This is a genomic window from Rhizobium sp. N621 (genome assembly GCF_001664325.1).
Classification (GTDB): Bacteria; Pseudomonadota; Alphaproteobacteria; order Rhizobiales; family Rhizobiaceae; genus Rhizobium; species Rhizobium esperanzae.
In genome coordinates this window covers 1,509,413-1,526,836 of record NZ_CP013495.1, presented here as the reverse complement: position 1 = coordinate 1,526,836, position 17,424 = coordinate 1,509,413, and the positions used below count along the sequence as shown (strand labels likewise).

Sequence of the window (17,424 nt, the reverse complement as noted above, 5' to 3'; positions counted from 1 at the left end):
AGCCTGTGCAGGACATTGCCGCCAGTCGATATCCGAGGCATAGGAGTTTCGCGCCGCGATGGAAGCGATTTCCGCGTGTCTCGCACTGTGGTAAGGACGCCGCGATCAACGTCTCGCGGCGCTATTGGGAGGTCAACAGATGACTGACGCGAAAAAAGCCATAACCGCCTTTCTCGCCGGCGCAGCGATTGCCTTGCTGACAGGCCTTGCCGGCCCGGCGCTTGCAGTAAGCGGAGTCCAGGCCGTGGTGAACGGCACAGCCATCACCAGCGGCGATGTCGCCAAGCGTCAGGCCTTCCTGCGCCTGCAGCATACCAAGGCCGACGCCAAGACCGCCACGGAGCAGTTGATCGACGAGACGCTCAAGCGCCAGGAGGTCGCCCGCGTCCATATGTCGGTTTCGCAGCAGGACGTCGACGCGTCTTTCGCACGCTTTTCAGCCGGCAACAAACTTTCCGTCGAACAGATGTCGCAGATCCTCGATCGCGCCGGCGTCGGCGTCGACCATTTCAAAGGCTTCATCGCCGTGCAGATGAGCTGGCCGCGTGTCGTCAATGCGCGCTACGGCTCGACGTCGCGGCTGTCGAACTATGATCTCGTCTCGCGCATGATGCAGAACAACAAGCAGAAGCCGGTGACGACGGAATATATGCTGCAGCAGATCATCTTCGTCATTCCCGAGGCCAAGCGCGGCGCCATCACCGGCAAGCGCAAGGGCGAGGCCGAGGCATCGCGGTCGAAATTCCCCGGCTGTGATCAGGCAAAGACCTTTGCCGCGACGATGCGCGATGTTTCCGTGCGTGATCTCGGCCGCATGCTCGCTCCCGAGATCCCGCCGGATTGGAAGCCTCTGGTCGAGCAGGCCAAGGGCAACACCACAGGCACCCGCGTTACCGAGAAGGGCGTCGAATATCTGGCGATCTGCAGCCAGCGCCAGGTCTCCGACGACCAGGCCGCCGAAATGGTCTTCCGCCAGGAGGATCTCGACAAGTCCAAGGCGGGCAAGAGTGGCCCACCGGAAAACGAAAACAGCAAGAAATACCTGGACGAACTGCGCAAGAAGGCGCAGATCGCCTATCGCTGACCGACGATGGCGATACCCTTTTCACGACCGCTTGCGCTGAGCCAGGGCGATCCCGCCGGCATCGGACCGGATATCACCTTGATGGCCTGGCTCCGGCGGCGTGAACTCGGGCTCCCGCCTTTTTTCCTGATCGGCGATCCGGATGTCCTGGCTCTGCGGGCCCGCCAGCTCAATCTGGCGGTTTCCATTCGTGAGATCGACACGGCCGGCGAGGCCACCGGCATATTTGCCGATGCGCTGCCCGTGATGAGCGTCCCGGCCGGCATTGAGGTGGTGGCCGGCGAGCCACATGCGGCAACGGCGAAGGGCACGATCGCGGCGATCGAGAAAGCAGTCTCGCTTGTCATCGGCGGCGAGGCACTCGCGGTCGTCACCAATCCGATCGCCAAGGCCGTGCTCTACGAGGCGGGTTTCCGGTTTCCAGGCCATACCGAATTTCTCGCCGATCTTGCTGCCAGGGCAACCGGCAGGCCGGTGACGCCGGTCATGATGTTGTCGGGACCGAAACTGAGGGCCATTCCCGTTACCATCCACATTCCTGTCCGCGATGTGCCGCAAGCGCTGACCGGCGATCTGATCATCGAAACCTGCCGGATCGCCGATGCGGATCTCAGGCAGCGTTTCGGAATCGACGCGCCACGGCTTGCCGTCGCCGGTCTCAACCCTCATGCGGGTGAAGGCGGAGCGATCGGGACGGAGGATGAGGACATCATCCGCCCGTCGATCGAGCAGCTGCGTGACGAGGGTATCGATGCGATCGGCCCCCTGCCCGCCGACACCATGTTCCATGACGAGGCGCGGGCGCGATACGACGTCGCCATCTGCATGTATCACGATCAGGCGCTGATCCCCGCCAAGGCCCTCGGTTTCGACGACAGCGTCAACGTCACGCTCGGACTTCCCTTCGTGCGAACCTCGCCGGATCACGGCACCGCTTTTGGCATTGCCGGCAAGGGTCTGGCGCGTGAGCAGAGCCTGGTTGCGGCACTGAAGCTTGCCGCCCAGCTCGGCCGCGCTTGGGAAGGCCGCCGCTGATGGCAGCACTCGACGGCCTGCCGCCGCTTCGCGACGTCATTCAGCGTCACGGCCTCGATGCGCGCAAGGCGCTCGGGCAGAACTTCCTGCTCGACCTCAACCTTACGCAGAAGGTCGCCCGCACGGCAGGCGCGCTCGAAGAGGCCACCGTTTTCGAGGTCGGCCCCGGTCCCGGCGGGCTGACCCGCGCGATTCTGGCGCTCGGCGCAAAGAAGGTCATTGCCATCGAGCGGGACGCGCGCTGCCTGCCGGCGCTTGCCGAGATCGCCGATCACTATCCCGGCCGACTGGAGGTCATCGAAGGCGATGCGCTGAAGACGGATTTCGAAGCATTGGCGCCGGAAGGCCCCGTCAAGATCATCGCCAACCTGCCTTATAATGTCGGCACGCAACTGCTGGTCAACTGGCTGCTGCCGAAAGCCTGGCCGCCGTTTTGGCAGTCGCTGACGCTGATGTTTCAGAAAGAAGTCGGCGAGCGTATCGTCGCGGGCGAGGACGACGACCATTACGGGCGCCTCGGCGTTCTCTGCGGCTGGCGGACGGAAGCACGCATGGCCTTCGACGTGCCGCCGCAGGCCTTCACGCCGCCGCCGAAGGTGACTTCGACAGTGGTGCATCTCGTCCCCAGGGCGAACCCCATCCCCTGCGCTGTCGCCAATCTGGAAAAAGTAACGCAGTCCGCCTTCGGCCAGCGCCGCAAGATGCTGCGCCAGAGCCTGAAGCCACTCGGCGGCGAGAGCCTGCTCATCAAGGCGGGAATCGATCCAGCGCGGCGGGCGGAGACCCTCTCAGTCGAAGAATTCTGCCTTCTCGCAAATAGCCTTTAGCGCCACATTTCCTGTGGACGCACAAAGGACGCGCCTCAAAGAGACGGCGTCTCTTCCAGCAGCTCGCGAACGAAATCGAACATGCCGTGGCGGCGGTCGCGGCGCAGGCGTTCGGCCTTGACGATCGACTGGACGGCGTCGAAGGCGGTGTTGAGATCGTCGTTGACGATGACATAGTCGTATTCGCGCCAGTGGGCGATCTCGGCGCGGCTGTTGGCGAGACGCGTCTGGATGACCTCCTCGGAATCCTCGGCGCGGCGATGCAGCCGTGACTGGAGCTCCGTCATGGTCGGCGGCAGCACGAAGATCGAGACGACGTCGGCCGACATTTTCTCCTGCAGCTGCTGGGCGCCCTGCCAATCAATATCGAAGAGCATATCGCGGCCCTCGGCCATCGCCTGCTCGACCGGCTCGCGCGGCGTGCCGTAGAAATTGCCGTGCACTTCGGCCCATTCGAGCAGCGCGTCGCTGTCACGCAGCCGCTCGAACTCGCGCACGCTCTTGAAGTGGTAATGCACGCCCTCGACCTCGCTCGGGCGGCGCTGGCGCGTGGTGACGCTGACGGAAAGGCCGATATGCTTGTCGGTCTCCAGTAGCGTGCGCGCGATGGTGGACTTGCCGGCGCCAGACGGCGACGAAATGACAAGCATCAGACCGCGGCGGGCGATCTGCACGGGCGAGGATTTCGCCGGTTTCATGTCCTACTCCAAATTCTGGACCTGCTCGCGGAACTGGTCGATCACGACTTTCAGCTCGATGCCGGCGGCCGTAACCGCCGAGGCATTCGACTTCGAGCAGATGGTATTCGATTCGCGGTTAAATTCCTGTGCAAGGAAGTCCAGCCGGCGCCCGGCAGGCCCGCCTTTTACCAGGAGATCGCGCGCGGCGGCGATATGCGCCTTCAGGCGGTCGATTTCCTCGCGCAGATCCGCCTTGGTCGCCAACAGCGCGGCTTCGGCATGCAACCGGTCGCGGTCGAGCGCGGCCATCCCGTCCATCAACAAGGTGACCTGCGCCACGAGCCGGGAGGCGATCTCCTGCGGCGAGCGCGAGGGATCCATCTCGATCGTCCGTGTCAGGCCCTCGATCGTTGCGACGTGATCGAGAAGAATGCGGGAGAGCGCCGCCCCTTCCTGTTCGCGCATTGCCCGGAGGTCGGCAAGCGCGGCCATGAGTCCGGCGGCAATATCGGCATCCCGGGCAGCCAGCGCCTCCTCAGCGTCCTCGCCCTCACGGAACTCCACGATGCCGCGCACCAGAAGCAGCGTGTCGAGCTTCAGCGGCGCCGGATCGATCACGTCCGCCAATTGCTCGCGCATGGCAAGCACGGCGGCAAGCGCTTCCCTGTTCAGCACCGCCTCGAAACGGTTCTCGTCAGCGGTGACCGAAAGCGAAGCCTGCAGGTTGCCGCGGCTGAAGCTTTCGCCGGCAAGGCGGCGGACCTCTGCCTCCATGCGTTCAAGGCCGGGCGGCAGGCGCAGGCGCAGGTCGAAACCCTTGCCGTTGACCGAGCGCAGCTCCCATGTCCAACGCCAGCGGCCGCTTGTTCCCTCGCGCCGTGCAAAACCGGTCATGGACTGCAAAGCCATGCGAGTCTCCCGAAATGTCAGTTGATCTTCTTTTTCTTCGGCGGCACGACAGTCGCGCCACTGTCGCCAGGCTGCTCTTCCGGCTGGCCGTCGACGGCGATGTTCGGGTCCGAACCCTTGTCGGCCTCAAGCTTGCGCCAGCGCTTGACATTGGCATTGTGCTCCTCGAGCGTAGCGGCAAAGACGTGGCCGCCGGTGCCGTCGGCGACGAAATAGAGATCCTGGGTTTTCCAAGGGTTGGCAACGGCTTCCAGCGCATCCTTGCCGGGATTGGCGATCGGCGTCGGCGGCAGGCCCTTGATGACATAGGTGTTGTAAGGCGTGTCCCGTTTCAGATCCGATTGATAGATCGGCCGATCCGCCGGTTTTCCCTCGCCGCCGAACAGCCCGTAGATGATTGTCGGATCGGACTGCAGGCGCATGCCCTTGCCAAGCCGGTTCAGGAACACGGAAGCGACATGGGCGCGTTCGTCGGGAATGCCGGTCTCCTTTTCGACGATCGAAGCGAGCGTCACGAATTCTTCTTTGGATCGCAGCGGCAGAGAGGCGTCGCGCTTATCCCAGATCTGATTGACCAGCTTCTGCTGTGCAGCCGCCATCTGTTCGACGATTTCCGAGCGCTTCGTGCCGCGCGAGAATTTGTAGGTGTCCGGACGCAGGCTGCCTTCGGCCGGCAGTGCGGCCGGCAAGTCGCCTTCCAGCACCGGATCCTGCAGCATGCGGTCGAACATCTGGCGGACCGTCAGGCCTTCCGGAAAGGACACCGAATAGAGGATGGACTTGCCCGATTTCAGCAGCTCCATGATATCGCTCATGGAGGCTCTCGCCTTGATCTCGTATTCGCCGGCCTTCAGGCTCTCGCCGGCGGCAAGATGCGTCGCGGTGAGATAACGGAAGATACGGGCATCGGAGATGATCGCGTTGCGCTCGAGGTTCGAGGCGATTTCGGCGAGACCCGCGCCGTTGCGGACGATGAAATTGGTGTTGGTCTGCAGCGGGCCTGGGCTCTGATAAGTCGAGGTCGCGTAATAGAAGCCGATGACGGCAAGGACGCAAACCAGCACCGTCATCGTCATGATGAAGTTCAGGAAAAGGACGATCTGGCTGCGAGCGTTCCTGGAGCGCTTCGGCGGCTCCGGAACACGTTCCGGACGCAGGGCTTCGCTCGGCGACTTCGGGATGATCGGTCCCTTCTGCGCCTGGGTATCGCTGCTCTGGTTCGTCGTATCGCTCACCGGCAATCCTCTATAACTCAGCCCTCATTCCGCTATTTCGCGAAGCAATGCGGCAAAAGCAGGTTCTGCCACCGTTCAACGAAGCCGCTACCGGCCGTTGTGCTTTCACCCGGCCGGCTACGGCGGACCCTCTATTGCGCGTAGCGGCGCAGCACGAGCGATGCATTCGTGCCGCCGAATCCGAACGAGTTGGACAGGGCCACGTTGATCTCTCGCTCACGCGCCTTGTGCGGAACAAGATCGATCGCCGTCTCGCGTTCGGGATTGTCGAGATTGAGCGTCGGCGGCGCGATGTTGTCCCGAATGGCGAGCGTGGCGAAGATCGCCTCGATCGCGCCGGCAGCACCGAGAAGGTGTCCGGTCGCCGACTTGGTCGAGGACATGGAGATCTTCGACGCCGCGTTGCCGACAAGGCGCTCGACCGCCCCGAGCTCGATCGTGTCGGCCATGGTCGAAGTCCCATGAGCGTTGATGTAGTCGATGTCGGCCGGCGTCAGCCCGGCGCGCTTCAGCGCCATCGCCATGCAGCGGCCGGCACCCTCGCCGTTTTCGGAAGGCGCGGTAATGTGATAGGCGTCGCCCGACAGGCCGTAACCGACGACCTCAGCGTAGATCTTGGCGCCGCGGGCCTTGGCATGCTCCAGCTCTTCGAGCACCACGATGCCGGCGCCCTCGCCCATGACGAAGCCGTCGCGATCGCGGTCATAGGGGCGCGAAGCCTTCTGCGGGTCGTCGTTGTGCTGGGTCGACAGCGCCTTGCAGGCGGCAAAGCCTGCGAGCGAAATGCGGCTGACCGGCGATTCCGTGCCGCCGGCGACCATGACGTCGGCATCGCCCAGCGCGATCAGTCGCGCCGCATCACCGATCGCATGTGCGCCGGTCGAGCAGGCGGTGACGACCGAATGATTGGGTCCGCGCAGCTTGTGGCGGATCGACACCTGGCCGGAAACCAGATTGATCAGGCGGCCGGGAATGAAGAAGGGGGAGATGCGGCGCGGGCCCTTGTCGCGCAGGGTGTAGCCCGCCTCGACGATGCCTTCGATGCCGCCGATGCCGGAGCCGATCAGCACGCCGGTGGCAATCTGATCCTCGTCGCTCTCGGGATGCCAATTGGCATCGGCAAGCGCCATGTCGGCGGCGGCCATGCCGAAGATGATAAAGGGATCGACCTTGCGCTGCTCCTTCGGCTCCATCCACTCATCAGGGTTGAAGGCGCCATCTGCGGCGTTACCAAGGGGAATGCGGCAGGCGATCTTGGCGGGAAGGTCATCGACCTCGAATTCGGTGACGAGGCGGGCGCCGTTCTGGCCGGCGAGCAGCCGCGACCACGTCACCTCAGTTCCGCATCCCAAGGGTGATACCATGCCGGTACCAGTGATGACGACACGTCTCATCGCGTGCTTTCCCCCGTCTCTTATGTTCTATGGAGAAATAGGCCGAAAAGAAAAGGGCGGACTCCAGGCCCGCCCTTTCTCAAATCTACAGGATCAGGCCTGGGCCTTCTCAATAAACTTCACGGCATCGCCAACCGTCAGGATCGAGTCGGCAGCGTCGTCGGGGATTTCAACGCCGAATTCTTCTTCGAAAGCCATGACAAGTTCGACCGTGTCGAGCGAGTCGGCGCCCAGATCGTCGATAAAGCTGGCGCTCTCGACGACCTTGTCGGCATCGACGCCAAGATGATCAATAACAATTTTCTTTACGCGTTCTGCGATATCGCTCATGTCGGTTTCCTCGACTTTATGTCCTGATCGGAATGCCGTCGCGGCACCCCTACCCTGTTTCAGCCTGCGATGTTTTCAGACATCCTCGGCAAACTCGTTTACCCGGCTTCAGAGATTTCCGAGGCTTGCGAAAAGCCCGCCGGTCCGTCTGCTTTCTCGGGACGACTGTTCACAGTCATGGCCCGCTTAACATGGTTTAAGTCTGCCGCAAAGCCAGAAAATCAACGCTTCGTGATTGCTCAACATGCTATTGGCGGAAATATCCCCAAGCCGATCGTTTATCGTTTCAGATCATCGCCATGCCGCCGTTTACATGCAGCGTCTGGCCGGTCATGTAGGCAGCCTCGGAGGAGGCAAGATAGGCAACCGCCGAAGCGACTTCGCCGCCCGTGCCCATCCGCTTCATCGGGATCGCCCCCATGATCGCTTCCTTCTGCTTGTCGTTCAGCTTGCCGGTCATGGCGCTTTCGATGAAGCCGGGGGCGACGCAGTTGACGGTCACGTTGCGGGTGGCGATTTCCTGCGCCAGCGACTTGGTGAAGCCGATCATGCCAGCCTTTGAGGCGCAATAGTTGGCCTGCCCCGGATTGCCGGTGACGCCGACGACGGAGGTGATGTTGATGATGCGGCCATAGCGGCGGCGCATCATCGGATGGGTCAACTCGCGCGTCAGGCGGAAGGTCGATGTCAGATTGACTTCGAGAACGGCGTCCCAGTCCTCGTCGCTCATGCGCACGAAGAGGCCGTCCCGGGTGATGCCGGCATTGTTGACGAGGATATCGACGCCTTCAAGTTCGGCTTCGGCCTTCTGGCCGAGCGCCTTGACCTCGTCGCGGTCCGACAGGTTGGCCGGGAAGATCTTGACGCGCTCGCCGAGCTCGGCCGCCAGCGCTTCCAGCTTCTCGACGCGGGTGCCGTGCAGGCCGACGATGGCGCCCTGCTTATGAAGAAGGCGGGCGATTTCCTCGCCGATACCGCCCGATGCGCCGGTGACGAGAGCCTTGCGGCCGGAAAGATCGAACATGGAAACGTTCCTTATATCTGGAGCTATCAATCAGGCCATGAGGGCGGCGACGGCCGCTTCGATATCCGCCGGGCCGCTGACGGAGATGCCATTCACTGTTTTGTCGATGCGGCGGGCAAGACCGGTCAGCACTTTGCCGGAACCGAGCTCGTAAAGCGTCGTGACGCCGTTTGCGGCAAACCATTCCACTGTCTCGCGCCAGCGGACCTGACCGGTCACCTGCTCGACCAGGAGGCTGGCGATCTCGCCGGCGCCGGTCACCGGCGCGGCGCGGACATTGGCGATCAGAGGCACGACGGGATCGGACTTGGCGACCGTCGCCAGCGCCGCGCGCATGGCCTCGGCGGCGGGCGCCATCAGCTTGGAATGGAAGGGGGCGGAGACCGGCAGCAGGATGGCGCGCTTGGCGCCCTTGTCGGTTGCAAGACCGGCGGCCTTTTCGACGGCCGCCTTCTCCCCCGAAATGACGATCTGGCCGCCGCCATTGTCGTTGGCGATCTGGCAGGCGCCGGTGGCCGCAGCCTCCTCGCAGACGGCGACGACATCGGCATGTTCCAGCCCGATGATCGCTGCCATGGCGCCGACGCCGACCGGGACGGCGGCCTGCATGGCATTGCCGCGAATGCGCAGCAGCCGCGCCGTATCGGCGAGCGAAAAGGTGCCGGCGGCGCAGAGTGCCGAATATTCGCCAAGCGAGTGGCCGGCGACGTAGGCGACCTTCGACTGCAGATCCAGCCCCTTGGCCCGCAGAACACGGACGACGGCGATCGAGACGGCCATCAGCGCCGGCTGGGCGTTCGCCGTCAAGGTCAACGTGTCCTCGGGACCATTGAACATGACGTCGGAAAGCTTTTCACCAAGTGCCTCATCGACCTCTTCGAAAACGGCGCGGGCTTCGGCGAAATTCTCGGCGAGATCCTTGCCCATGCCGACGGCCTGGCTGCCCTGGCCGGGAAAAGTGAAAGCGATGGTCATGTTCATGTCCCTGACTGTGCCCCTCAAGGCTGTTTTGCCTCCAATTGACATTCTTTCCAGCAGAGTCAAGTGGCGCTCCATTCTCCGCAAAGCCTTTCGCGCCCGCGCAAAAGCCCGGATTTTGCTCTTGCGCTCCGTCAAATCCAGCCTAGATTTGCCCAGACCCTTCCAAGGCTTCCCTCTCTCTCCCAAGGTTTTTCCATGAAGTACAATTCCCTAGGCCGAACCGACATTTCCGTTTCAGAAATCTGCCTTGGCACCATGACCTGGGGCTCGCAGAACAGCGAAGCCGACGCTCATGCGCAGATGGACTACGCCGTCGAGAAGGGCATCAATTTCTTCGATACCGCCGAACTCTACCCGACCACGCCGGTGTCGCCCGAAACACAGGGCTGGACCGAAGACTATATCGGTAGCTGGTTCAGCAAATCAGGCAAGCGTCGAGATATCGTGCTTGCGACCAAGGTAGCCGGCCGCGGCCGCGATTATCTGCGCGGCGGCGAAGGCGCGGATGCAAAGAACATCCGCATGGCGCTCGAGGCCAGCCTGAAACGGCTGAGGACGGATTACGTCGACCTCTACCAGGTCCATTGGCCGAACCGCGGCCATTTCCACTTCCGTCAGAACTGGAGCTATAATCCCTTTACCCAGGATCGAGACAAGGCCGTCGCCAATATGGCCGAGATCCTGGAAACACTGGGCGCGCTGGTGAAGGAAGGCAAGATCCGCGCGATCGGCCTTTCCAACGAAACCACCTGGGGCATCCAGAAATATCTGACGCTCTCCGAACAGAAGGGCCTGCCGCGCGTCGCCAGCGTCCAGAACGAGTACAATCTGCTCTACCGCCATTTCGACCTCGATCTCGCCGAACTCTCGCATCACGAGGACGTCGGGCTGCTTGCCTATTCGCCGCTCGCCGGCGGCATCCTGACCGGCAAATATGTCGATGGTCTGAGGCCGAGGGGTTCGCGCGCGTCGATCAATCCCGATATCGGCGGCCGGTTGCAGCCGCTGCAGGAGCCGGCGACCAAGGCCTATTTGGCGCTCGCAGCCCGGTACGGCCTCAATCCGGCAATCATGGCGCTCGCCTTCTGCCGCTCGAGGCCCTTCATGACCTCGGTCATCATCGGCGCGACCTCGATGGAGCAGCTGAAGCTCGATATCGGCGCGGCCGACCTGACGCTTTCGGATGAGATCCTGGCGGAGATCGCCAAGGTGCACCGGCAGTATCCGCTGACGCTCTGATCTATCCCGCATCGCCCCGACGCTGCCGATTGGGCAGCGTCGGGTTCGAATCTCCGATTGCGCTTGCCTTTCCCCTAAAAATCCGTATAAGCCGCGCTGTTCGTTAACCCGGTCTTCTGGCTGGTGGCTGAACGGAGGGCCGGTTTCCTCTCGGAAATCGTTCGGAACGGAAGCGTTCCAGCCTCCCGTGTCTCCGCTCTCGACCGTCTCGGAAACGCTTTTCTTGCCTGGGTCCGCCCAATCAGGAGCAGTCGTTGAGGCTTAGCCGCCGAATATCGGGTTGAACCAAACGCAAGAAAGGCAAAGCTGTCATGGCTCTTTATGAACATGTATTCCTTGCCCGGCAGGATATTTCCGCTCAGCAGGTCGATGCCCTCGTAGAACAGTACAAGGGTGTGATCGAAGCTAACGGTGGTAAAGTCGGGCGCATCGAAAACTGGGGCCTCAAGTCCCTCACCTATCGCATCAAGAAGAACCGCAAGGCGCATTATGCCCTGATGGACATCGATGCACCGGCAGCAGCGATCCAGGAAATGGAACGTCAGATGCGCATCAGCGAAGACGTTCTTCGCTACATGACCATCGCCGTCGAAAAGCACGAAGAAGGCCCGTCTGCCATGCTGCAGAAGCGCGACCGCGACGACCGCGGCCCGCGCGAAGGCGGCGATCGTGGCCCGCGCCGCGAGTTCGGCGACCGTCCGCCGCGCCGTGACGGCGATTTCCAGCGTGGCCCGCGTCCGGATCGCGCTCCCCGCGAAGACCGTGCATAAGGAGATATAAGAATGTCTGAAGCTTCCTCCGCACCGGTCCGTCGTCCGTTCCATCGCCGTCGCAAGACCTGCCCGTTCTCAGGCGCAAACGCACCGCGGATCGACTACAAGGACGTCCGCCTGCTGCAGCGCTACATTTCCGAGCGCGGCAAGATCGTTCCGTCGCGCATCACGGCCGTTTCCCAGAAGAAGCAGCGCGAACTCGCCCAGGCGATCAAGCGCGCCCGTTTCCTCGGCCTGCTGCCCTACGTCGTCGCTTAATCGGCCGACGCAATCAGATTTGGGGGAAGGCATTCGTGCCTTCCCTTCTCCCTTTCGCGATGGGCGCGGATCGGAATCTTTAAAACCCATGTTGAGACGTTTCTGAATTCGATTCAGCAACAGCCTCTAACTGCTTGATGAAGCAGGACAGCGACTTTGAAACGACCGGATCTTAAAACGCTGCTGATCGGCGCACTCGCCGGATTGACCGCCGCCCTGCTTGTGCTGGGCGCGAGCATGCAGCCGTCGTTTTTCAGCGCGCTCCTCTACACGGCCTCGGCGCTGCCGATCCTGATCGTCGGGCTTGGCTGGGGCAATGCCGCCGGGATTTCGGCCGTCGTCACGGGAGCGGCGCTTGGTGCGGTCCTCATCTCCCCGTCTTTCGCGCTCATCATGACGCTGGTGACGCTGCTGCCGGCCGGCTGGCTCAGCCATCTTGCCAATCTCGCGCGTCCCGCCTCCGAACTCGGCGGCCCCGACCATCTGCTTGCCTGGTATCCGCTCTCCGATATCCTGCTGCATCTCTGCGGACTGGTGACGCTTGCCGTCATCGTCATCGGCGTAATGATCGGCTATGGGCCTGATATCACCGACCCGATTGTCGATCTGCTGATCACCTCGGTCAAGCAGCAGCAGCCGGAATTCATGCCCGATCCGGCGGCGACCGCGCAGACAAAATCGCTGATCCTGCTGATGCTGCCGGCCGTGCAGGGCGGCATGTGGGTCAGCATGCTGTTTGCCGCCTATTACTTCGCCGTGCGCATCGTCGCCGCATCCGGCCAGGGCCTTCGGCCGCGCGAGGATATTCCCTCATCGCTGCGGATGAACCGCAATTCGATCTTTATCTTCCTGGCCGGGCTTGCTGCCTGCTTCTTCGGCGGCGTTCCGGCGCTCGTCGGCGCCACCGTGATCGGCACCTTCGGGGCCGGTTTCATGCTCTCCGGCTTCGCCTCCCTGCATTTCCGCACACGTGGAAAGGACTGGCGCATACCGGCCCTCATCCTCTGCTACCTGGCTTCGATACTCATGCTGCTGCCAGCTCTCCTCATCCTCGTCCTGGGTCTCAGCGATACGCGCAAAGCGATCGCGCTCACCCCGGCGAAAGATGCCGATACCTCCAAACAATCCGACACGAAAATCTGAGACACAAGAAAGGAACAAGAAAATGGAAGTCATCCTTCTCGAACGCATCTCCAAGCTCGGCCAGATGGGCGAAACCGTAAAGGTTCGCGACGGCTTTGCTCGCAACTACCTGCTGCCGCTCGGCAAGGCGCTTCGCGCCAACGCTGCCAACAAGGCTCGTTTCGAATCCGAGCGTGCGACGCTCGAAGCCCGCAACCTCGAGCGCAAGTCGGAAGCCCAGAAGGTCGCCGACGTTCTCGACGGCAAGTCCTTCATCGTCGTGCGCTCCGCCGGCGAAACCGGCCAGCTCTATGGCTCGGTCGCTGCCCGTGACGTCGTCGAAGTTCTCGCCGCCGAAGGCTTCAACATCGGCCGCAACCAGGTTCACCTGAACACGCCGATCAAGGCGATCGGCCTGCACAAGGTCGAACTGCAGCTGCATGCCGAAGTCGAAATCCATGTCGAGCTGAACGTTGCCCGTTCCGCCGAAGAGGCCGAGCGTCAGGCCAAGGGTGAAGAACTCACCTCGGTCGACGCGATCTACGGTGTCGATGAAGACGCGCTGCGTCCCGAAGACTTCTTCGATCCGGAAGCCGACGGCCTCGACGAAGACGAAGCATAAGTCTCGCCGGTACGATCCGCGTGAGGGAAGCCCGGCCGTTGCGCCGGGCTTTTTCTTTTCCGTGCGTTCCGGGTTCGCGCAGCGGGTCGCTTTTTTAGCGGGGGATTACCCGGATGTTTTTGCTGCGTGCCCGATGTCATCGGGCTAACATATCCTTCTCCGGAACGGATGAGCTGAGTCGGCTCCGTACCGTGTCCTGCGGGTGACACTGCCAGTATTTCGCATTTGTGGCGCCCGGGACTGTGGAGAAGTCGAACAATGGGCACAGCGTTCAGGATTTAGGCGAGACGAGCCCCGCTCCTTTCGCAGCCCCTTGATTTTCTCCATCCGGAATTGCAAATCCGGAGTTGGAAAAAGACAGAACGGATGATGATGAACGACGCCGCTCGAAAGATTGCAGCTGTTGCTCCGTCGGAGCAGCATTACCGCGAAGCACCCAACAATATCGAAGCCGAGCAGGCGCTTCTCGGCGCCATCCTAATGAACAACGACGCCTATTACCGGGTGTCGGATTTTCTGAAGCCGATCCATCTCTACGAACCCCTGCACCGGAAGATCTTCGAGGTCGCCGGCGACATCATCCGCATGGGCAAGATCGCCAATCCGGTGACGATCAAGACCTTCCTGAAAGCCGACGAGAAAGTCGGCGACATGACGGTTTCGCAATATCTGGCAAGCCTTGTCAGCAACGCGGTCACGGTCATCAACGCCGAGGATTACGGCCGGGCGATCTACGATCTCGCGCTGCGCCGGGCGCTGATCACCATCGGCGAGGATGTCGTCAACATCGCCTATGACGCGCCGCTCGATATGCCGCCGCAGTCGCAGATCGAGGATACCGAACGCCGGCTGTTCGAGCTCGCCGAAAATGGCCGTTACGATGGCGGCTTCCAGTCCTTCAACGACGCCGTGGCGCTGGCGATCGACATGGCGGCCGTCGCCAAGGAGCGCGACGGCGGCCTTTCCGGCATTTCCACCGGCATCCATTCGCTTGATGCCAAGATGGGCGGCCTGCAGCGTTCGGACTTGATCATCCTCGCCGGACGCCCCGGCATGGGCAAGACCTCGCTTGCGACCAACATCGCCTATAACATCGCCGCCGCCTATGAGGGCGAAGTTCAGTCGGACGGCAGCATGAAAGCCAAGAACGGCGGCGTCGTCGGCTTCTATTCACTCGAAATGTCGTCGGAACAGCTCGCCACCCGTATCATCTCGGAGCAGACGGAAGTCTCGTCCTCGAAGATCCGCCGCGGCGACATCAACGATGCCGATTTCGAAAAGCTCGTCGCCTGCTCGATGATGATGCAGAAGGTGCCGCTCTATATCGACCAGACCGGCGGCATCTCCATCGCCCAGCTTTCGGCGAGGGCGCGCCGCCTCAAGCGCCAGCGTGGCCTCGACGTGCTCGTGGTCGACTACGTGCAGCTGATGACCGGCTCCGGCAAATCAAGCGACAACCGCGTCCAGGAAATCACCCAGATCACCACTGGCCTCAAGGCGCTCGGCAAGGAGCTCAACGTTCCGATCATCGCGCTTTCGCAGCTCTCACGTCAGGTCGAAAGCCGCGACGACAAGCGCCCGCAGCTCTCCGACCTTCGCGAATCCGGTTCGATCGAGCAGGATGCCGACGTCGTGCTCTTCGTGTTCCGCGAGGAATATTACGTCAAGAACCAGGAGCCGCGCGATCCTCACGATCCCAAATATCCGGAATGGGAAGCGCTGTTCGACAAGGTGAAGGGCACCGCCGACGTGATCATCGCCAAGCAGCGTCACGGACCGACGGGCACGGTGAAGCTTGCCTTCCAGGCGGAATTCACGCGCTTCGCCGATCTCGCAGATCCTTCCTTCATACAATACGAGGAACATTGACGCGGTTTCCCGCGTCGATTTTCTTCAGAGCCCTGCAGCCCGCAACAGTGCAACCGTCGCGACGCCGACCACGACGCTTGCAAGCATCGGCAGGCGGCGCGCGGCGATTGCGGTTGCTGCGCATGCCAGCGTCTCCGCCCAGCCGGTCGCAAAGGCTGTCGGGGCGATGACGGCCATCAGCACGGCCGGCGGAATGGCGTCGATCGCCGTTCTCCGGCGCTCATCGATCTCGACATGCCGGATCAGGACGAGACCGCTGACGCGGGTGAAGACAGTTGCGGCAGCCATCGCGAGGATGGCGAAAAAGATATCGCTGTCCAGCGTCATGCCGCCTGCTCCCGCGCCCTGCCCTGCCAGAGGGCCATCGCCAGCCCTGCCAGCGCACCGGCGGCGATATACCAGACCCCCGGCACGAAATGGTGGATTGCAACGGAGGCGGCACCGCTTGCGGCAAGCACGGCGCCGGTTTCCGGCCCCTTCCAGAAGCCCATGACGAGCACGACGAAGACAGCCGGAAAGGCGAAGTCAAGGCCGATGACGGCAGGATTGCCGAGGAAAGCGCCGAGTAGTGCGCCTGTCAGCGAGGAACCGATCCAGGTGAGGTAGAAGGGCGTGACGATGCCGGCATACCAGGCGGGTGTCAGCCTTGTGCTGCCGGCTCGGAATTCCGCCATGGCCCAGAGCTCATCGGCGAGGAAGAGCATGGCGATATAACGTTTGACGCCGGGGAAGGACTGCATCTTCGTGCCGATCGACGCGCTCATGAGCACGTGACGAATATTGACCAGCAGTGCCGCGAAGCCGACGCCGATCCAGCTTGCCGGATGCGTCCAGATGTCCATCGCCACGAATTGCGAACCACCCGCAAAGACCAGCGCGCTCATTAATGTCGTTTCCAGCGGCGAAAGGCCCTTGGTGGCGGCGACCGCGCCGAAGACCAGGCCGATCGGCAAGACGGCGACGACGAGCGGAAAGATGGTGCGCATACCGGCGAGAAATTCGCCAAGACGAAATTCGCCGGATGGCCGGCTGTGCTGCAACATGGCAACCTCCTAATCGAGATCGCGGAGGAGTAGCCCAGCACGCCACGGCCGTATTGAACGAAAGTGATCAGCCCGTGCGGAATTGACCGGGGGTCACGCCCGTGCGCGCCTTGAAATGCCGGGTGAAATGCGCCTGATCGGCAAAACCACATTCGAGCGCAATATCGGCCGGCATGCGCCCCTGCCGCAGCAGCCGGCGGGCGACCTGCACGCGCCGATCCGTCAGGAAGGCATGGGGCGTGATGTGATATTCCTTGCGGAAGGCGCGGATGAGGTGAGCACGGCTCAAACCCGCCACTCCGGCCAATTCCTCGAGGCCGACGTCGCTATCGAAATTCTCGACCAGGTATTCGCGGGCGCGGGCGACGGCGCTTCGCTCCTGCGTATCGACAGGCACGACAATCGTGCTGCCGTGACGCGCAAAGATCGCCGCCAGAACCGAGAACATGCCTTCATCCGCCTCCAGAGCGCCTGCGCCGCTTTCGAGCGTGCGATGGGCCGCATGAAAGGCATTGGCAAGCTGCAGATCGCGTGGAAGCGCGCCGGCGAAGGACGGCGTCGCGTGGAAGGCCTTGCCGGTGACATCCTCCAGAATATCGACGAACAGCTTCGTGTCGGGATAGATCATGCGGTAGCGGTAGCCTTCACCGCCCGGAGCGCCGTCATGGATGACACCGGGGTCGATCAGATAAAGGTCGCCGGGCCCGGTTTCCTCCCGCCTGCCGCTGAGCGTGGCGATCTGGGTGCCGCTTTCTATCGCGCCGATGCTGAAGGTATCGTGCGCATGCGGCGCGTACTCATGCGTGAGAAAGGTAGCGCTCAGGCACTCCATGCCGCGGAAACGGGTATCCCGCCAGAAGCGGGCCGATTCCACATTGGCCAGCGGCATGGCCTCCGCGGCCTCTTTTTGCGATACGTTGTGCATCCAATAGAATTAGCGCGGAAGCCGGCATGCGTCTTGAACAAAAGTGATCGGACGACAGGCAAAGGGTGATATGT

Annotated in this window: 19 protein-coding genes; 9 read left to right on the top strand and 10 right to left on the bottom strand. The window is 62.4% G+C overall.

Annotated elements, in window-relative coordinates:
* Nucleotides 1–139 precede the first annotated feature (139 nt).
* From AMK00_RS07435 to rsmA, 3 genes are read left to right on the top strand one after another with little or no spacing between them, the layout of a single operon-like run.
* Entirely contained in the window at nt 140–1,084 is a 945-nt protein-coding gene (locus tag AMK00_RS07435) for a peptidylprolyl isomerase (RefSeq protein ID WP_064810046.1), read from the top strand.
* A 6-nt stretch (nt 1,085–1,090) separates the two neighbouring features.
* Nucleotides 1,091–2,119, top strand: coding sequence for a 4-hydroxythreonine-4-phosphate dehydrogenase PdxA (gene pdxA / locus AMK00_RS07430; RefSeq protein WP_064810045.1), 1,029 nt, complete (start codon nt 1,091–1,093; stop codon nt 2,117–2,119).
* Complete coding sequence (gene rsmA / locus AMK00_RS07425; RefSeq protein ID WP_064810044.1) at nt 2,119–2,946, top strand: 16S rRNA (adenine(1518)-N(6)/adenine(1519)-N(6))-dimethyltransferase RsmA; 828 nt, start codon at nt 2,119–2,121, stop codon at nt 2,944–2,946. The genes pdxA and rsmA overlap by 1 nt, the downstream gene beginning before the upstream one ends.
* A 35-nt stretch (nt 2,947–2,981) precedes the next feature.
* Here rsmA and gmk read toward each other — a convergent pair whose 3' ends face one another.
* From gmk to fabD, 7 genes are all read right to left on the bottom strand, one after another.
* The gene (gene gmk / locus AMK00_RS07420; protein WP_064810043.1) at nt 2,982–3,644 is read right to left on the bottom strand and encodes a guanylate kinase; all 663 of its coding nucleotides are present in this window, start codon (nt 3,642–3,644) and stop codon (nt 2,982–2,984) included.
* A gap of 3 nt (nt 3,645–3,647) precedes the next feature.
* Complete coding sequence (locus AMK00_RS07415; protein ID WP_064810042.1) at nt 3,648–4,535, bottom strand: YicC/YloC family endoribonuclease; 888 nt, start codon at nt 4,533–4,535, stop codon at nt 3,648–3,650.
* A 17-nt stretch (nt 4,536–4,552) separates the two neighbouring features.
* Nucleotides 4,553–5,770, bottom strand: coding sequence for an endolytic transglycosylase MltG (gene mltG / locus AMK00_RS07410; RefSeq protein ID WP_064811668.1), 1,218 nt, complete (start codon nt 5,768–5,770; stop codon nt 4,553–4,555).
* A 131-nt stretch (nt 5,771–5,901) separates the two neighbouring features.
* The gene (gene fabF, locus AMK00_RS07405) at nt 5,902–7,164 is read right to left on the bottom strand and encodes a beta-ketoacyl-ACP synthase II (RefSeq protein ID WP_064810041.1); all 1,263 of its coding nucleotides are present in this window, start codon (nt 7,162–7,164) and stop codon (nt 5,902–5,904) included.
* Between the two features lie 93 nt (nt 7,165–7,257).
* Nucleotides 7,258–7,494: an acyl carrier protein gene (locus AMK00_RS07400; RefSeq protein ID WP_003547058.1), complete on the bottom strand. Its 237-nt coding sequence runs from the start codon at nt 7,492–7,494 to the stop codon at nt 7,258–7,260.
* Nucleotides 7,495–7,780: 286 nt separating this feature from the next.
* The gene (gene fabG / locus AMK00_RS07395; protein ID WP_010061153.1) at nt 7,781–8,518 is read right to left on the bottom strand and encodes a 3-oxoacyl-[acyl-carrier-protein] reductase; all 738 of its coding nucleotides are present in this window, start codon (nt 8,516–8,518) and stop codon (nt 7,781–7,783) included.
* A 30-nt stretch (nt 8,519–8,548) separates the two neighbouring features.
* Nucleotides 8,549–9,493: an ACP S-malonyltransferase gene (fabD, locus tag AMK00_RS07390; protein ID WP_064811667.1), complete on the bottom strand. Its 945-nt coding sequence runs from the start codon at nt 9,491–9,493 to the stop codon at nt 8,549–8,551.
* Between the two features lie 201 nt (nt 9,494–9,694).
* On the opposite strand from fabD, the gene AMK00_RS07380 reads away from it, so the two are divergent.
* From AMK00_RS07380 to AMK00_RS07355, 6 genes are all read left to right on the top strand, one after another.
* Nucleotides 9,695–10,738 (top strand): aldo/keto reductase, encoded by a 1,044-nt coding sequence (locus AMK00_RS07380; protein WP_064810040.1) that lies wholly within the window; start codon nt 9,695–9,697, stop codon nt 10,736–10,738.
* A 311-nt stretch (nt 10,739–11,049) separates the two neighbouring features.
* Nucleotides 11,050–11,508 (top strand): 30S ribosomal protein S6, encoded by a 459-nt coding sequence (gene rpsF / locus AMK00_RS07375; protein WP_004680499.1) that lies wholly within the window; start codon nt 11,050–11,052, stop codon nt 11,506–11,508.
* A 12-nt stretch (nt 11,509–11,520) separates the two neighbouring features.
* Entirely contained in the window at nt 11,521–11,769 is a 249-nt protein-coding gene (gene rpsR, locus AMK00_RS07370) for a 30S ribosomal protein S18 (protein ID WP_004680498.1), read from the top strand.
* 156 nt (nt 11,770–11,925) lie between these two features.
* Nucleotides 11,926–12,912: a DUF2232 domain-containing protein gene (locus AMK00_RS07365; protein WP_064810039.1), complete on the top strand. Its 987-nt coding sequence runs from the start codon at nt 11,926–11,928 to the stop codon at nt 12,910–12,912.
* 22 nt (nt 12,913–12,934) lie between these two features.
* Nucleotides 12,935–13,513 (top strand): 50S ribosomal protein L9, encoded by a 579-nt coding sequence (gene rplI / locus AMK00_RS07360; protein WP_010013418.1) that lies wholly within the window; start codon nt 12,935–12,937, stop codon nt 13,511–13,513.
* A gap of 372 nt (nt 13,514–13,885) precedes the next feature.
* Nucleotides 13,886–15,382, top strand: a complete 1,497-nt coding sequence (locus tag AMK00_RS07355) for a replicative DNA helicase (protein WP_064692681.1) — start codon at nt 13,886–13,888, stop codon at nt 15,380–15,382.
* A gap of 24 nt (nt 15,383–15,406) precedes the next feature.
* Here the strand turns inward: AMK00_RS07355 and AMK00_RS07350 are convergent, their stop codons facing one another.
* From AMK00_RS07350 to AMK00_RS07340, 3 genes are all read right to left on the bottom strand, one after another.
* Complete coding sequence (locus AMK00_RS07350) at nt 15,407–15,709, bottom strand: AzlD family protein (protein WP_064810038.1); 303 nt, start codon at nt 15,707–15,709, stop codon at nt 15,407–15,409.
* Nucleotides 15,706–16,425, bottom strand: a complete 720-nt coding sequence (locus tag AMK00_RS07345; RefSeq protein WP_064810037.1) for an AzlC family ABC transporter permease — start codon at nt 16,423–16,425, stop codon at nt 15,706–15,708. The genes AMK00_RS07350 and AMK00_RS07345 overlap by 4 nt, the downstream gene beginning before the upstream one ends.
* Before the next feature lie 67 nt (nt 16,426–16,492).
* A complete protein-coding gene (locus AMK00_RS07340) occupies nt 16,493–17,314 on the bottom strand; it encodes an AraC family transcriptional regulator (protein ID WP_064811666.1) in 822 nt (273 codons plus the stop codon).
* Between the last annotated feature and the right edge of the window lie 110 nt (nt 17,315–17,424).

What these genes read in the sequence shown, in the direction of transcription:
- AMK00_RS07340 (WP_064811666.1), bottom strand. Translation starts at nt 17,314, where the DNA reads ATGCCGCTGGCCAATGTGGAATCGGCCCGCTTCTGGCGGGATACCCGT.
- fabD (WP_064811667.1), bottom strand. Translation starts at nt 9,493, where the DNA reads ATGACCATCGCTTTCACTTTTCCCGGCCAGGGCAGCCAGGCCGTCGGC.
- rpsF (WP_004680499.1), top strand. Translation starts at nt 11,050, where the DNA reads ATGGCTCTTTATGAACATGTATTCCTTGCCCGGCAGGATATTTCCGCT.
- rplI (WP_010013418.1), top strand. Translation starts at nt 12,935, where the DNA reads ATGGAAGTCATCCTTCTCGAACGCATCTCCAAGCTCGGCCAGATGGGC.
- AMK00_RS07345 (WP_064810037.1), bottom strand. Translation starts at nt 16,425, where the DNA reads ATGTTGCAGCACAGCCGGCCATCCGGCGAATTTCGTCTTGGCGAATTT.
- AMK00_RS07415 (WP_064810042.1), bottom strand. Translation starts at nt 4,535, where the DNA reads ATGGCTTTGCAGTCCATGACCGGTTTTGCACGGCGCGAGGGAACAAGC.
- fabG (WP_010061153.1), bottom strand. Translation starts at nt 8,518, where the DNA reads ATGTTCGATCTTTCCGGCCGCAAGGCTCTCGTCACCGGCGCATCGGGC.
- AMK00_RS07350 (WP_064810038.1), bottom strand. Translation starts at nt 15,709, where the DNA reads ATGACGCTGGACAGCGATATCTTTTTCGCCATCCTCGCGATGGCTGCC.
- rpsR (WP_004680498.1), top strand. Translation starts at nt 11,521, where the DNA reads ATGTCTGAAGCTTCCTCCGCACCGGTCCGTCGTCCGTTCCATCGCCGT.
- AMK00_RS07400 (WP_003547058.1), bottom strand. Translation starts at nt 7,494, where the DNA reads ATGAGCGATATCGCAGAACGCGTAAAGAAAATTGTTATTGATCATCTT.
- gmk (WP_064810043.1), bottom strand. Translation starts at nt 3,644, where the DNA reads ATGAAACCGGCGAAATCCTCGCCCGTGCAGATCGCCCGCCGCGGTCTG.
- AMK00_RS07435 (WP_064810046.1), top strand. Translation starts at nt 140, where the DNA reads ATGACTGACGCGAAAAAAGCCATAACCGCCTTTCTCGCCGGCGCAGCG.
- rsmA (WP_064810044.1), top strand. Translation starts at nt 2,119, where the DNA reads ATGGCAGCACTCGACGGCCTGCCGCCGCTTCGCGACGTCATTCAGCGT.
- AMK00_RS07355 (WP_064692681.1), top strand. Translation starts at nt 13,886, where the DNA reads ATGAACGACGCCGCTCGAAAGATTGCAGCTGTTGCTCCGTCGGAGCAG.
- pdxA (WP_064810045.1), top strand. Translation starts at nt 1,091, where the DNA reads ATGGCGATACCCTTTTCACGACCGCTTGCGCTGAGCCAGGGCGATCCC.
- AMK00_RS07380 (WP_064810040.1), top strand. Translation starts at nt 9,695, where the DNA reads ATGAAGTACAATTCCCTAGGCCGAACCGACATTTCCGTTTCAGAAATC.
- fabF (WP_064810041.1), bottom strand. Translation starts at nt 7,164, where the DNA reads ATGAGACGTGTCGTCATCACTGGTACCGGCATGGTATCACCCTTGGGA.